Here is a 13,490-nt window from a genome sequence, read left to right as displayed (position 1 = left end):
AGGGGTGCCAGGATCTTAAACATCTAGATATGTCGATTTCAATATCCTCTTTTGTCCAGTGATCTGGTATGACTACGGATCTTGGGCGATCTGTACGTTCCCCGCCCCGCTGGTAAACCGGTCGGCGGCGGTACGCGTCACAGGTGCATGACTCGTCAACGCGTACCGATGCTCTTCTTCGCCGCGGTGCTGCTCGCCGCCGGCTGCTCGACCGCCGGCCCCGCCGACCCGCCCAGCCAGCCGCCCCCCGCCGCCACCACGGCGGCCGGAGCGGGCACGCCCGGGACCGGCCCAGCGACCACCCCGTCCGGCCCGGCCGCCTCGACCGACCCACCCGACCCGGCGAGCCCCGGCCCCGGCGTCAGGGACTACCGGGTGACCTGGAACTGGGGCGTGCCGAGCGAACCGGTGCACGTCGACAACAAGGTACGGCTGCCGGTCGTGCCCCCACCCGGCCCGCCGCTGCCGCTGCTGGTCGAGGTACGTGTCGGCGACCACCCCGACGAGGACTTCACCCGGATCACCTTCGCCTTCCGGAACGGGACACCCGGCTACCAGATCTCCTACGTGCCCCAGGTGACCACGGTAGGCAGCGGCGACCCGGTGAAGCTGCCCGGCAACGCCTTCGTGTACATCGAGTTCAACCCGGCCCAGGCCCACGACGAGCAGGGCAGATCCTCGATCGTCAGCTCACCCGACCCGCGACTGGGCCATCCCACCCTGCGCGGTTACGGCTCCGCCGGCGACTACGAGGGCTACGTCAGCTACGGACTCGGTCTGCAGGTGCCGGCCGGCAGCGACCACGCCCTGCCGATCCGGGCGCTGCAACTGACCCGCCCGGACGGAACCAGGATCGTGGCGGTCGACGTACGGCGCCGCTGACCGGCGGCCCCGCCGGCCGACGTACGGCGGATCACCGGGGCGGCCGTTCCGGACCGACCTGACCGGCTCCACCCGCCGGAGCCGGTCAGGTGTCGAACCGGGAACCGGTTCAATGATGGACCTCGTCCGGTTCAATGATGGACCTCGTCCGGTTCAATGATGGACCTCGTGCCGGACGATCGCGATGGCCACCCGACAGAACTCGTCCATGTCCGGGGTGAAGCCTTCCGCGATGTCCGGGTGCAGGCCCGACCGGGTCTCGTCGAGCAGCCGCCGGCAGACCTCCTCCACCGGCTCGCCCGCGTACCCCGCCCGAATCCGGTCCGCCGCCGCCCTCAGCGCCGAGCTGAGCTGCTGCTCCAGCGGCTCCCGCAGACTCTCCAGAGCAGGGCTCAGCCCGCCCGGGTCCAGTGTCACGTGTGGCTCCGACATAGGTGCTCCCTTCGTCGGGTCCGCGGTACCCAGCCGCGGCGCCGGTCAACCTGTCGCCGGCAACGCGGCAACTCGAACCAGATACCACCTGCCGTCGGCCGGCTCCTCCCGGTACGGTCGCGGCGGTTCGATGCCCGGCCGGACCGACATCCGCCGGGAGCCGCCGGTCGTCGACGTACAACGCCAGATCTACCAGGGGCACCAGCTGGGTGAGGTGGAACAGGTGTTTTCCGCCCCGGCCAGCGGTCGGACGGGAGGCCGGGCCGGCTGACCCCGGACCGGGGGCGGCCCGGCCGCCGGGCACCAGCGGCGGGCCTCGATGTTTCGGGATACGTGCAGCGGGTAGGCCGCGGTCGCCACGAAGCGGGCGAGGGGGGTTACCTGATGACGAGCCGGACCAGTGCCGCGATGCTCCGTCGCGCCGCCCGCTCGGCGATCACCGCCGCCGACCCCAGCGGCCGGCCGACGGCCGGCGCCTGACCACGGAAGACGAACCGGTGGTCCGAGCGAGGGCTCTCAACCCGCTCGGACCACCGGCTTGTCTGATGCCTACCCAGGAACACGCGGACTATGCGCAGCCCGACTCCCGCCGACGGAGTCGGGCTGCGCCACGCCGGGGGCAAGCGGAGGCGGTGGCGCCACGCCGGGGCGCCGAGACGTCAGCGCGGCGGTGCCGCCGACGCGGGAAGCAGCCGGCTGAGCAGGTCACCCAGGGCGGCCAGCCCGTCCTGACTCAGCACCGACTCGGGGTGGAACTGCACCCCAGCAAAGGAACGGCCGCGCAGGGCGTGCACCGCGCCGTCCGTCGCGTCCCGGGCGACCCGGACCGGCCCGTACGGGGTGACCAGCTCGTCGGCGTCGGCGTGTGCGGTGAAACTCGAATAGAACCCGACCCGACGCACTCTCCCGAAGAGGTCGACCTCGCGTTGCAGCCCCTGGTAGGATGCCTCCCGGCGGCCAAGGCGCAGCCCGAGCAGCCCGGAGAGGAGCTGGTGGCCGAGGCAGATGGCGAGCATCGGGCGTCCCTGCCCGAGCAGGCCGGTGAGGAGCAGCCGAAGGGTGGCCATCTTCGGGTCGTCGACCCGGCTCGGATCGCCCGGACCGGGACCGACCACGACGAGGTCGGCGTCGGCGAGCTGTGGCAGGGTCGGGTCGTACCAGGGGCACAGATCGACGGTGAGCCCCAGGGCCCGCAACTGGTGGGTCAGCATGCCGGTGAAGGTGTCCTCCCCGTCGATGATCAGCACCCGCCGGCCGGCGAGCGCCGGCACCAGCACCGCCCCCGGGGCACGCTGCTCCAGCCAGAACCGGGCGAGCCGATCGTTGCGGGCGGCCAGGGCGGCCTGCACCTCCGGGTCGTCGGCGAGCCGGTCCGGCACCCCGGCTCCGCCCGCCGGGGCGGCGGGACGCAGGCCGAGCGCGGCGAGCACCCCGGCGGCCTTGGCGTGGGTCTCGGCCACCTCCCCCTCCGGGGTCGAGTGACGGACCACGGTGGCCCCGACCTGCACCCGCAACGCGCCCTCCGGCGAGATCTCCGCCGTCCGGATCAGGATCGGCGCGTCAAGGGTCTGCCGGCCCTGGTCGTCGACGCCGAGCAGCGCCAGCACCCCGGCGTAGTAACCCCGCCCCCGGCCCTGCTCCCGACGGGCGATCACCCGGCAGGCGTTCTCAATCGGGGAACCGGTGACCGTGGGGGCGAACATCGTCTCGCGCAGCACCTCGCGTACGTCCCGCGAGCCCCGGCCGGCGAGCAGGTACTCGGTGTGCACCAGATGCGACATTTCCTTCAGGTACGGCCCGACCACCTGTCCGCCGTGCTCGGCGACCGTCGCCATCATCTTCAGTTCCTCGTCGAGCACCATGTAGAGCTCGTCGATCTCCTTCGGGTCGGCCAGAAAGCGCAGCAGCGCCGCCCGGTCCGCCGGCCCGTCCGGATGCCGGAAGGTGCCGCTGATCGGGTTCATCATCACCAGCCCGTCCTCGACGCTGACGTGCCGCTCCGGGCTCGCCCCGACCAGGACACGGGTCCCGGTGTACGTCACGAAGGTCCAGTAGGCGCCGCGCTCGGCGGTGAGCAGCCGGCGCAGGGCTGCCAGCGCGGCGGTCAGCGGCGGGCCGACGACGGTGGACCGGTAGCTGCGGTGGACGACGAAGTTCGCCCCCTCGCCCCGGCCGATCTCCTCCCGTACGACCTGTCGGGTGATCTCGGCGTACTCCTCGTCGCTCAGGTCGAAGGCGCCGCCTTCCGTGCGTACCGCCATGTCGGGCAGGGCGGCCAGCGCCTGCGCCAGCGGCACCTGCTGCTGCGCCCCGATGGTCAGACACTCCAGCGGCGTTCCGTCGTCGACGCAGGCGAAACCGCGCTCCACGATCTGCCGGTACGGCACCAGGGCCAGGGTGCGGGGACCCGCAGGACCCGAGGGCAGCGGGATGTCGGCGAGTTGTTCGACCGTACGAAGCTCGCCGGTGAACACCTTGAGCTCCGGGGCGTCGCCGTGGCGGATGATCGCGAACGGCCCGGGATCGGTGCCGGCGGCGATCGACGTGAGCAGGTACGAGAGCAGGTCCATTGTCGTTCCCTCGGCTCAGGGGCTGTCCGACGTGACGGCCGGGGAGCGGGGGGAACGGCGGCCGCCGCGCTGGGCGGCCGCGTGGAAGAACTACGCGCGGAGGTCGGCCGCCAGGTTGGCGGGCCACCAGGATCGCGAGCGCGTGAACATGTCCCGGACGCTACGAGCCGTCCCGGACAATGCCGGCGACCGGCCCGGCCGGCGTCCACAGGGTGGACCGGACCCGGCGAACCGATCGCCTCCGGTCGATCGATTCTGGGGGACTGGGGGACCGGGCCGGCGCGGTCGTCCGGCACCGTGGGAGTACCGGAAACCCCAGCCGGGTACGGTGGCCGGCGATGAACATTCTCGCGCTCGATCTGGGCACCTCATCGGTACGGGGGCTGGTCCTCGACGCCGACGCCGTGCCGCTGCCCGGTGCTCTGGCCCGCCGGAAGATGGCCATCACGATCGGCGACGACGGTGCCGCCACCCTCGACGCGGCCGAATACCTGGCCGCGCTCGAAGCCTGCCTGGACGAGCTGCACCGCGCGGGACACCTCGACCAGATCGGCCTGGTCGCCACCGCCGCCCAGTGGCACTCGGTGCTGCCCCTCGACCACGACGGCAGCCCGCTCGGGCCGGTGCTGACCTGGCTGGACAGTCGATCGACCCCGACCACGGGCGCGACCGGCCCGGAGGACATGAAAGCCTTCCACCACCGCACCGGCACCTGGTGGCACCGGTTCTACTGGAGCGTACGACTGCCCTGGCTGCGCGAGAGGCTGGGCGGGCGCCCGGCCCGTTTCGTCGGACTCGTCGAGTACGCCTTCGGCGCCCTGCTGGAGGACGCGCCGATGTCGGTCTCCCAGGCGTCCGGCACCGGCCTGCTCGACCTGCGCACCCTGAACTGGGACCCCGAGGCGCGCGAGCTCGCCGGCGCGACGCGCGACGAGTTGCCGGAGCTGGCGCCGGTGGACTGGACCGGCCGGCTCCGCGCCGACCTGGTGCGTCGCTGGCCGTCGCTGGCAGGTGTCCCGTGGGCCGCGCCGACCGGGGACGGGGCGGCCTCCAACGTCGGATCCGGTTGCGTCGACCCGTACCGGGCCGCGGTCACCGTCGGCACCTCGGCGGCCGTACGTCTGGTCCAGGCGGCCCCGGCCGGCGCGATGCTGCCGCCGCTGCCGAGCGGGCTGTGGCGGTACCGGGTGGACCACCGGCACATCGTCACCGGGACCGCCTATTCCGCCGGAGGTAATCTCTTCGCCTGGGCCAACAAAGTGCTGCGGCTACCGGCCGGACCGGAGCTGGAAGCGGCCCTTTCCGCGATCACACCCGGTAACACTCTGGTGGCGGATCCGCGGCTCGGCGGTGACCGGCCACCGGGGCTCGCCCCGGCCGGCTCCGGGCACGTCCACAATCTCGGCTTCGGCACCCGGGCGGTCGATATCTTCGCCGGCCTGATGGATGCCCTGTGCAGGCAGGTGGCGGCCGACCTGGCCGAGATCGAGTCCACGGTGGACTACCCGGTCGAGGTGGTACTCGGCGGTGGTGCGGTGGCCGCCTCCAACTGGTGGCGGGACGCTTTTGTGGCCGCGTTGAAACCACGGAGGGTGAGCCACGTAAGGAATCCGGAGATCGGCGCCACCGGAGCCGCATTGATCGCCATCGGTCGGTTTCACGACGGGGTCACGCTCGAACGTATCAGCCGGACGGATGAGGGTCACTAGGCGAGTCCGGCACCCGCGACTGGGCCACAGTATCCTTCCTGTGCCGCGCCGCAGTTCGGATGGTTGACAGGGATCTCTTGCCTGGTTGAGATGAACCCCGCTCCTCGACGTGCCCGGCATCGAGGAAAGTAGGAGGCGTGGTGGCTGCTGCTCTTGACCCCTCGGGCAGCGGGGTGCCCACCCATCGGCGCCGCCGGCTCGACGTACGCGTCGTGCCGCATCGGCGGCGATCGCCGCTGCGGCTGCGCGACTGGCGACTGCGGGTCAAACTCGGTGCCGTGCTGATCATCCCGTCGGTGGCGTTCCTGGTGGTCGCGACCGTGCAGACCGGGACTCTGCTCGGCCAGGCCAACGTCCTCGGTGAGTTCTCCCAGGAAGTGACGATCGGGCGGCAGATCACCGCGCTGGTCCACGAGTTGCAGGCGGAACGTGACCGCACGGCCGGTGAACTCGCCGCGGTGGCCCGCTCGGGCGGTCGGGCCGATCCGGGGCAGATCCAGGCCGCCCTGAAGTCGACGTACGACGCCGCCAACGTGGCCACCACCCAGTTGCAGCAGGCGGCGCAGCCGCTCGTCGACGTCGACGCATCCTGGCGGGTCTCCTACTCTCGGGTCCAGGACGCACTGCGCCAGTTGCCCGACGTCCGGGCGGCGGTCCCGGCCGGGGTGCTCAGCGTCAACACCGTGCTGGGCAACTACAACCGGTCGATCGACGCCCTGCTCACCCTCCTCGCCGAGCCGTCGCCCGGCGACGACCAGCCCGACCTGACCAACCGGGTGCTGCGGTACGTGCAGATCGCACGGGTCAAGGAGATCAGCTCACGTATCCGGAGCACCCTCTACAGTGCCGCCCGCGCCGGCCGGTACGACCTCGACGACGGGGTCGAGCTGACCGATCTGCGGGCACAGCAGCTCACCGCGCTCGGTGACTTCCGGGTTGCCGCGACCACCCCGCAGATCCAGCTCTACCAGCAGGCCGCCGCCGACCCCGCCTTCCAGAACGCGATCAAGATGGAGGAGGAGACCATCGCCGTGGGCGCCGGCACCCCCCAGGTGCTGTCGGCGGACGAATGGTGGCGGGTCAGCCAGCACCGGCAGGATCTGCTGCGCCAGGTCGAGGCCGCCGTGCTGGGCGACGCCGCACGTGCGGCCGAGGAGCGAAGCTCGGACCAGTTGCGCGAGACCCTGCTCGTCGCCGGTGGTGTGCTGGGCGTCCTCCTGATCGGGTTGGCCACCTCGGTCGTCATCGGCCGATCGCTGAACAGCTCTCTGCGTCTGCTGCGGGCACAGGCCCTGCAGGTTGCCCAGATCGATCTTCCCGAGGCGCTGGAGCGACTCCGTACGGTCGAGTCCGGGGTGCCGCAGATCGAGGTGCCACCGGCCATGGTCCGCTCGATGGACGAGATCGGTGAGGTGGCCGAGGCGTTCGTCGCGGTGCACCGCAGCGCGGTGACGGTCGCGGTCGAGCAGGCGGTGATGCGGCGCAACGTCAACGCGATGTTCGTCAACCTGGCCCGACGCAGCCAACTGCTGGTCGAGCGTCAGCTCGAACTCCTCGACGACCTGGAGCGAGAGGAGAGCGACCCCGACCAGCTCGACAACCTGTTCAAACTGGACCATCTCGCGGCGAGAATGCGGCGTAACGACGACAGCCTTCTGGTGCTGGCCGGCACCGAGTCGACCCGGCGCTGGAATCGGCCGGTGCCGCTCTCCGCGGTGATGCTCGCCGCGGTCGCCGAGGTGGAGCAGTACCAGCGGGTACGGCACGAGAGCGCCGACCAGCTCCACATCGTCGGGCACGCGGTGGCGGACCTGGTGCACCTCCTTGCCGAACTGCTAGAGAACGCGGCGACCTTCTCCCCGCCGGAGACCCTGGTGCGGATCTCCGGCCGAGCGGAGGCGCCGGGGGCGGGGCTCATCGAGATCGTCGACGACGGCCTCGGCATGAGCCAGAGCGCCATCGACGAAGCGAACGAGCTGCTCGCCGAACCGCCCGCCGCCGACGTGGCCGCCTCCGAGCGGATGGGGCTCTTCGTCGTCAGCCACCTGGCCGCACGGCAGCACATTCAGGTACGGCTGCGGGCGCTGGAACACGGGGTGCTCGCCTCGATCCTGCTGCCACCGGCGCTGCTGGCCGCACCCCCGTCGCAGGCGGAGTTGGAGCAGGCCGTTCCGAACCGGCGGATGCTGGCCGGGCTGCCGGCCGGTGCGTCCGGTGGGCCCCGCGCCGGGTCCGGGATGCCCAACGGGTTGCCCGGACTCGACGAACAGCCGATCGCCGGGCGTCCGCCGGGTCGCAAGACCACCCGCCGGCCGTCCCGGAACGTGCCGACCCGCGCTGAGGACGTCTTGGCCCCGGCGGCCGGTGGTGCGATGGCCGGCAGCACCTGGTGGTCACGGCAGGGCAAGGGCAACGCTGGCGCCCCGGTGGCAGCCACTGCCGTCGCCGCCCAGGCTGGCGGTGCCGCCGCGTCAGCGGCTGATGCCACCGCGCCACCTGCCGCCGCCGCCCCGCCGGTCCGGGTGGCGGGAACGGCGCAGGTCACTGTCAGGGTGAACGCGAACGGCCTGCCGGTCCGGGTGCCGATGGCCCAGTTGCCGTCGGCCAACGAACCGTCACCACAGGCCGCACCCGTCCCACGGCAGGAACCCGATCCGGAGGCGGTGGGTGGCATGCTGTCGAAGTTCTACGGGGGCGTGCGGCGGGCCGAGGCCGAGGAGACCACCGAGATAACCATGGCGCCGGCCGGCGCTGGCAAGGAAGAGGAGCAACAGTGACGACGCTCAGTCAAGCGGCACGAGACCTCAACTGGCTGGTGAGTGGTTTTGCCGAGCGGGTGCCCGGGGTAGCGCACGCGATCGTGGTCTCAGCGGACGGCTTGCTGGTCGCAGTCTCGGACCACCTGCCTCGCGATCATGCCGACAAGCTGGCCGCCGTCACCTCGGGGCTGATGAGCATCACCGCCGGCGCTGCCCAGATGTTCGACGGTGACATCGTCAAGCAGACCGTGGTCGAGATGGGGCGCGGCTACTTCCTGGTGATGCAGGTGCGGGACGGTTCCATCCTGGCCACCCTCGCCGCCACGGACGCCGACATCGGCGTCGTCGGCTACGAGATGGCCCGGCTGGCGAAGCAGGCTGGTGAGATGCTGACGCCGGCCCTGCGGGCCGAGTTGCAGCAGGCGTTGCCCCGCTGACACAGCGGGAGGGGGAGGCCCGGCCGGACCGGCGCCGAGCGGTACGCCGCCGGCCGGGTGCGTCGGGCCCGCCTCGCCGTCGCGGGTCTTCAGCGCGGCGGGTCCGAGACCTGGTACGCGTCCGGTACGCCGTCGGCGTCGATGTCGCGTTCCTCGACCTCACAGAGGTTCTGGTAGTGGCGGTTGCGAGCCCGCAGCACCACCGTCGCGAGTAGCGCCGCAGCCAGGGAGCCGAGCAGGACACCGATCTTCGTGTGCTCGTCGCGTTCGCTGCCGGGGCCGAAGGCCAGCTCGCCGATGAGCAGCGAGACGGTGAAGCCCACCCCGGCGAGTAGGGCGAGCCCGAGCACGTCCCACCAGCTCAGTCCCTCGGCGAGACGGGCGCGGGTGAAGCGCTGCACCAGCCAGGTCGCACCGGACACCCCGATCGTCTTCCCGGCGACGAGGCCCACCGCGACGCCGAGGGTGACCGAGTCGGTGACGGTCGCGCCGAGGCCGCCGGCTCCGGCCACCGAGACCCCGGCGGCGAAGAAGGCGAAGATCGGTACGGCGACGCCGGCCGACAGTGGGCGGAAGCGGTGCTCGAAGTGTTCGGCAAGCCCCGGACCGGTTCCTTCCGCCCGGCGGAGCACCGGCACGGTGAAGGCGAGCAGGACCCCGGCGACGGTGGCGTGCACCCCGGAGGCGTGTACGAGCGCCCAGGTGAGCGCGGCCAGTGGCAGCAGCAGCCACCATGATCGGACCCGGCGTTGCACCAGCAGGCCGAAGAGGGCCAGTGGGACCACCGCCAGACCGAGCGGGACGAGGTCCAGTGAGGTGGTGTAGAAGATCGCGATGATCAGGATCGCGATCAGGTCGTCGACGACGGCGAGGGTGAGCAGGAAGGTTCGCATCGCCGCCGGCAGATGGGTGCTGATCACGCCGAGGACGGCGAGTGCGAACGCTATGTCGGTCGCGGTCGGGATCGCCCAGCCGCCCAGGGTGCCGTGCGTACGGGCGTTGAACGCGACGTAGATCAGCGCGGGTACGGCCATTCCACCGATCGCCGCGGCGACCGGGAGTGCCGCCCGGCGCGGGTCGCGCAGATCGCCCGCGACGAATTCGCGTTTCAGTTCGAGGCCGGCGACGAAGAAGAAGATCGCGAGCAGCCCGTCGGCCGACCATTGCCCCACGGTGAGGTCCAGGTGCAGCGCCGCCGGCCCGAACCCGGCGTTGCCGATGTCCCGGTAGGTGTCGCCCCAGGGGGAGTTCGACCAGGCGAGGGCGAGCACGGCCGCGCCGAGCAGCAGCGCCCCGCCGACCGTCTCGGTACGCAGAATGTCACCGATCCGGCGAACCTCCGGCCAGCTACCGCGCCCGAACAGGCGTTGGCGGTCGGTGTTGCCGGATGGTGCGGACATGGGAGGCTCCTCCGGAAGGGTCGACGAAAGCATCGCCGACCAGACTTCCCGGCACACCGTTGACCAGCCTACCGGTCCGGGATTCGGCACCGGGGCGGGTCCGGATCGAGGCTCGACAGGGCTGGCTCGCGGCGTGGGTGATGTCGGGTCACGGCCTTGGGTGATGCCGTGGCCTAGCCGAGCTGATCGAGCTGGGCCGTCAGCAGGCCGGCCAGCCGGTCCTCGAACCTCTCCCGTTCCGGTCCCTGCCAACCCCGGGTCGCACCCTCCGTCAACATGATCAGGTAGAGATAACAGGTGTAGAGGGCGAGTCGGTGCCGTACGTCCGGGGTCAGTTCGATCGACTCGTGGCCGGCGCCCCGGTAGGCGGCGACGAGATCCGGGAGTTCCGCCGGGTCCCGCAAGAGCGTCATCGACACGAACTCGGCCACCGGGTCGCCGTAGAAGGCCCGTTCGCCGTCGATCAGACCGGTGACCGTCGCCCCACCGACGCCGTCCGGCAGCACGAAGACGTTGCCGTCCCAGAGATCGAAGTGGATCAGTGCTGGTCGGTCGACCTGGTCCAGTAGATCCGCGCGGCGTAGCCGTGCCCCGATCTCGTCCACGCCGATCGGCAGCCTGGTGCCGAGGCGCAGGGCGTCGTCCAGGATGTCCCGTACCATCGCCTCGAACGCCATCCGCCAGGTCGGCTGCCAGCTGCGGCTGTTGCGCAGCGGATATCCGTACGCCGGGCCGGTGATCGTGTGCAGGTGGGCCGTTTCGGCGGCGACCTGGGCGCGCACGGCGGCCAGGCCGGTCGGACTCAGCGTGTCCCGGACGGTGTTCAGGGCGACGCCGTCGATCCGGCTGAGGAAGACGAAGTCGCTGCCGACCAGGTCCCGCTCGGTGTCCGCGAAGACCACTTCGGGTACGGCGACACCGCCGGCCCGGGCCCGGCGGAAGAAGTCGATTTCGGTACGCATCAGATCGACCTCGTGGCTGAGCAGCTTCAACCCCGGCGGTGGTGCGATTTTGAGGACCAGGTCGGCGCCATCGGCGAGTTGGATCGCGTAGGCGACGTTGTAGTGCCCCTCGGTCAGTTCCCGCCACTGTGCGATCCGGGCGTCCGGGCCGAACCCGCGTCGGACCAGCGCGTCGAGTTCGGTTTCGGTGACCCGCAGTTTGGTCAGACTCTCCACGATGCCCATCCTTGATGCGTGACGGTGCGCCCGGTAGAGCGCTCTCGCGGTTTCACCGTAACCCACCCCCGCGTCGGCGAAGCTCGACGGCGCGGGGGCTGTGTGGCGGGTTGGCCTCCCGTTTCTCCGTCGGATCCGCTTCGTCGACGACAGGTGGGAAAAGACGACAGGTGGGAGAAACTCGTCGCGATTTCCCTGGGAGTCGCCTCGGCGCAGGAGTGTCCGGGAGGAAAGTTGATTGCGCTGCGTGAGCATTTGGGCAGGCACCAAAAGGGTGGTCATCTGGCAATGGCCGGCATGCCCGGCAATGCTGGAGGAGTCCACCACGAGCCAAGCGGGGTGGATCCGTCAGTTGAGCCCGCCGAAAGTCGATTAGCTGCGGAAACTCTGGTGGACGACGTTCTCCGGCGGTGGCCGCTCCAACCCGATGGCTCGTAACGGCAACGTGGTATACCAAAACTTGTCTTTTTGAATTGCTTGATTGGACCCGCCGCGACCCTATGCTTCCCCGAACCATCGGTTGGTGCGCCCAGTGCGGTGCGGACGGAAACATCGACCGGGAACCATGAGGTTGTTGACTGAGAGGCAGTTCGGTGATCGTGGCTTCCCACGTCGACAGAGTGCGAGAGTCCACTGTGCCCAGTCTCGATGGCGCGTGGTTGGCCGACAACTCGGCGTCCGGGCGGATGCAGGCGCTGCACGCCGATCACGCCGAACCGCTCTACCGGTTCCTGCTGCGGCTGACCTGGGGCGAGCGGCACGTGGCGGAGGACCTGTTGCAGGACACCATGCTGCAGGCGTGGCGTCACCTGGACCGGCTGCCGCCCGAGAGCGAGGCGCTGCGGCGCTGGTTGTTCACGGTCGCCCGGCGGATCGCCATCGACGCGGCTCGGGCCCGGAAGGCCCGGCCGACCGAGGTTGGTATGCCCGATATGACGCAGCTCCCCGAGAGTGCCGACGTCACTGACGGTGTGGTCGCCACCCAGACTGTCCGGCGCGCTCTGCCCAAGCTGAGCGCCGCCCATCGGGCCGTGCTGATCGAGCTGTACTTCCTCGGCCGCTCGACCGACGAGGCCGCCGCCAGGCTCGGCATACCAGAGGGGACGGTCAAGTCGCGGGCACACTACGCATTACGGGCACTACGTGCGGCGATCGGGTCGACCGAGGCCGGCTGACGCCCTGGTCCGAGAAGTTGATCAGGCATCATAGTGAACCCGATTCAGGTTTTGTGCGTCTTACGGTTGATGTATGTTGCCAGGCCCACTACTGAGCGGACACGATCGTTGGACAGGTCATGCCATCTAGTAGATCTGTCGCACCGATGAGTGACGACAGCGAAGACCGTTACGGTCAGTGCGCGAACAGCGCACCGTACCTCCTGGGTGCCCTCACACCTGATGCCGTGCACGCCTTCGAGCAACATCTCATCTACTGCGCCAACTGCCAGGACGCCTGTGATGACCTCGGCCCGGCCGCCAGCGCGTTGGGTGGGCTCTCCGAAGACGACGTACGCGAACTGCTCGACGAGCGGGTTGCCGACGACGGCGACCGGCGCGACCCGCTGACGGGACCACCCCCGCCGGCCGCCGGGCCCGGATCGCGTGGCCCCGGGGCCCGGCAGCCGGTCGGCGTCTCCCCCTCCGGCAACGAGCGCCCACCAACCCGTTCGATCGTGTCCGGTCGCCCACCCATCAGCGGCTCGGGTGAGAAGCAGCCACACCCGTGCATACTCGTTCGGTCCTGGGTCCGGTTGGGTCCGCGGCGGCTGCGCGTCGCCGTCGCCCTGGGCATGCTCGCCCTACTCAATGTCTGTGCCACCGTCGGAGACCAGCACGGCCGTGGAGAGACCTCGTTACTGGCGTCGCAGGCTGCCATGGTCACGTATACGCAGGCCAGCCGTGACCCGGCCCGGCTGGCGGAGCGGCTGGGCGGGCCCGGCCTCCGCGAGGTCGAACGCGCGCTGTCGGTAACGGCGGATTCGCTGGTCTGCGTCGCGGTCACCGGCACCGAGGGCGCGGTGACGGTGATGGCTTGGATGGACCACGCGGTGGCATCGGCCGAGACTCCCACCGCCGGCTGCGTCTGACCCGGGACGCGGCAGGCCCACCTCGCCACGCCGCTCG

The 13,490-nt window shown here is 70.7% G+C and carries 11 protein-coding genes; 7 read left to right on the top strand and 4 right to left on the bottom strand.

Features of this window, described 5'->3' with window-relative positions; all coding sequences use genetic code 11:
- The first annotated feature begins 147 nt into the window (after window positions 1-147).
- Complete coding sequence (locus ACIBF5_RS30090) at window positions 148-882, top strand: hypothetical protein (protein ID WP_396816312.1); 735 nt, start codon at window positions 148-150, stop codon at window positions 880-882.
- Window positions 883-1,035: 153 nt separating this feature from the next.
- Here the strand turns inward: ACIBF5_RS30090 and ACIBF5_RS30085 are convergent, their stop codons facing one another.
- On the bottom strand, window positions 1,036-1,314 hold the full coding sequence (locus ACIBF5_RS30085) for a hypothetical protein (RefSeq protein ID WP_396816311.1): 279 nt from the start codon (window positions 1,312-1,314) through the stop codon (window positions 1,036-1,038).
- 130 nt (window positions 1,315-1,444) lie between these two features.
- Here ACIBF5_RS30085 and ACIBF5_RS30080 point away from each other — a divergent pair, with 130 nt between their 5' ends.
- Window positions 1,445-1,585, top strand: coding sequence for a hypothetical protein (locus ACIBF5_RS30080; RefSeq protein WP_396816310.1), 141 nt, complete (start codon window positions 1,445-1,447; stop codon window positions 1,583-1,585).
- 388 nt (window positions 1,586-1,973) lie between these two features.
- Here the strand turns inward: ACIBF5_RS30080 and ACIBF5_RS30075 are convergent, their stop codons facing one another.
- Window positions 1,974-3,884, bottom strand: coding sequence for a chorismate-binding protein (locus ACIBF5_RS30075; RefSeq protein WP_396816309.1), 1,911 nt, complete (start codon window positions 3,882-3,884; stop codon window positions 1,974-1,976).
- 338 nt (window positions 3,885-4,222) lie between these two features.
- On the opposite strand from ACIBF5_RS30075, the gene ACIBF5_RS30070 reads away from it, so the two are divergent.
- From ACIBF5_RS30070 to ACIBF5_RS30060, 3 genes are all read left to right on the top strand, one after another.
- Entirely contained in the window at window positions 4,223-5,593 is a 1,371-nt protein-coding gene (locus tag ACIBF5_RS30070) for an FGGY family carbohydrate kinase (RefSeq protein ID WP_396816308.1), read from the top strand.
- A gap of 140 nt (window positions 5,594-5,733) precedes the next feature.
- Window positions 5,734-8,370: a nitrate- and nitrite sensing domain-containing protein gene (locus ACIBF5_RS30065; RefSeq protein ID WP_396816307.1), complete on the top strand. Its 2,637-nt coding sequence runs from the start codon at window positions 5,734-5,736 to the stop codon at window positions 8,368-8,370.
- On the top strand, window positions 8,367-8,789 hold the full coding sequence (locus ACIBF5_RS30060) for a roadblock/LC7 domain-containing protein (RefSeq protein ID WP_396816306.1): 423 nt from the start codon (window positions 8,367-8,369) through the stop codon (window positions 8,787-8,789). The genes ACIBF5_RS30065 and ACIBF5_RS30060 overlap by 4 nt, the downstream gene beginning before the upstream one ends.
- An 89-nt stretch (window positions 8,790-8,878) precedes the next feature.
- On the opposite strand, the gene nhaA is transcribed toward ACIBF5_RS30060, so the two are convergent.
- Window positions 8,879-10,189 carry a Na+/H+ antiporter NhaA gene (gene nhaA / locus ACIBF5_RS30055; RefSeq protein WP_396816305.1) on the bottom strand — a complete coding sequence of 437 codons (1,311 nt, stop codon included), beginning with the start codon at window positions 10,187-10,189 and terminating at the stop codon, window positions 8,879-8,881.
- Window positions 10,190-10,362: 173 nt separating this feature from the next.
- Window positions 10,363-11,367 carry a phosphotransferase family protein gene (locus tag ACIBF5_RS30050; RefSeq protein ID WP_396816304.1) on the bottom strand — a complete coding sequence of 335 codons (1,005 nt, stop codon included), beginning with the start codon at window positions 11,365-11,367 and terminating at the stop codon, window positions 10,363-10,365.
- A 686-nt stretch (window positions 11,368-12,053) separates the two neighbouring features.
- On the opposite strand from ACIBF5_RS30050, the gene ACIBF5_RS30045 reads away from it, so the two are divergent.
- Both ACIBF5_RS30045 and ACIBF5_RS30040 read left to right on the top strand, forming a co-directional pair.
- Complete coding sequence (locus tag ACIBF5_RS30045) at window positions 12,054-12,542, top strand: sigma-70 family RNA polymerase sigma factor (protein WP_396816327.1); 489 nt, start codon at window positions 12,054-12,056, stop codon at window positions 12,540-12,542.
- A 146-nt stretch (window positions 12,543-12,688) separates the two neighbouring features.
- On the top strand, window positions 12,689-13,453 hold the full coding sequence (locus tag ACIBF5_RS30040) for a hypothetical protein (RefSeq protein ID WP_396816303.1): 765 nt from the start codon (window positions 12,689-12,691) through the stop codon (window positions 13,451-13,453).
- The last annotated feature ends 37 nt before the right edge of the window (window positions 13,454-13,490 follow it).

This window comes from Micromonospora sp. NPDC050417 (genome assembly GCF_044458865.1).
Lineage (GTDB): Bacteria > Actinomycetota > Actinomycetes > Mycobacteriales > Micromonosporaceae > Micromonospora_G.
Note: the sequence above shows the minus strand (reverse complement) of the source record. Positions and strands in the feature narration are given on the sequence as shown.

What these genes read in the sequence shown, in the direction of transcription:
- ACIBF5_RS30090 (WP_396816312.1), top strand. Translation starts at nt 148, where the DNA reads ATGACTCGTCAACGCGTACCGATGCTCTTCTTCGCCGCGGTGCTGCTC.
- ACIBF5_RS30085 (WP_396816311.1), bottom strand. Translation starts at nt 1,314, where the DNA reads ATGTCGGAGCCACACGTGACACTGGACCCGGGCGGGCTGAGCCCTGCT.
- ACIBF5_RS30080 (WP_396816310.1), top strand. Translation starts at nt 1,445, where the DNA reads ATGCCCGGCCGGACCGACATCCGCCGGGAGCCGCCGGTCGTCGACGTA.
- ACIBF5_RS30075 (WP_396816309.1), bottom strand. Translation starts at nt 3,884, where the DNA reads ATGGACCTGCTCTCGTACCTGCTCACGTCGATCGCCGCCGGCACCGAT.
- ACIBF5_RS30070 (WP_396816308.1), top strand. Translation starts at nt 4,223, where the DNA reads ATGAACATTCTCGCGCTCGATCTGGGCACCTCATCGGTACGGGGGCTG.
- nhaA (WP_396816305.1), bottom strand. Translation starts at nt 10,189, where the DNA reads ATGTCCGCACCATCCGGCAACACCGACCGCCAACGCCTGTTCGGGCGC.
- ACIBF5_RS30045 (WP_396816327.1), top strand. Translation starts at nt 12,054, where the DNA reads ATGCAGGCGCTGCACGCCGATCACGCCGAACCGCTCTACCGGTTCCTG.
- ACIBF5_RS30040 (WP_396816303.1), top strand. Translation starts at nt 12,689, where the DNA reads ATGAGTGACGACAGCGAAGACCGTTACGGTCAGTGCGCGAACAGCGCA.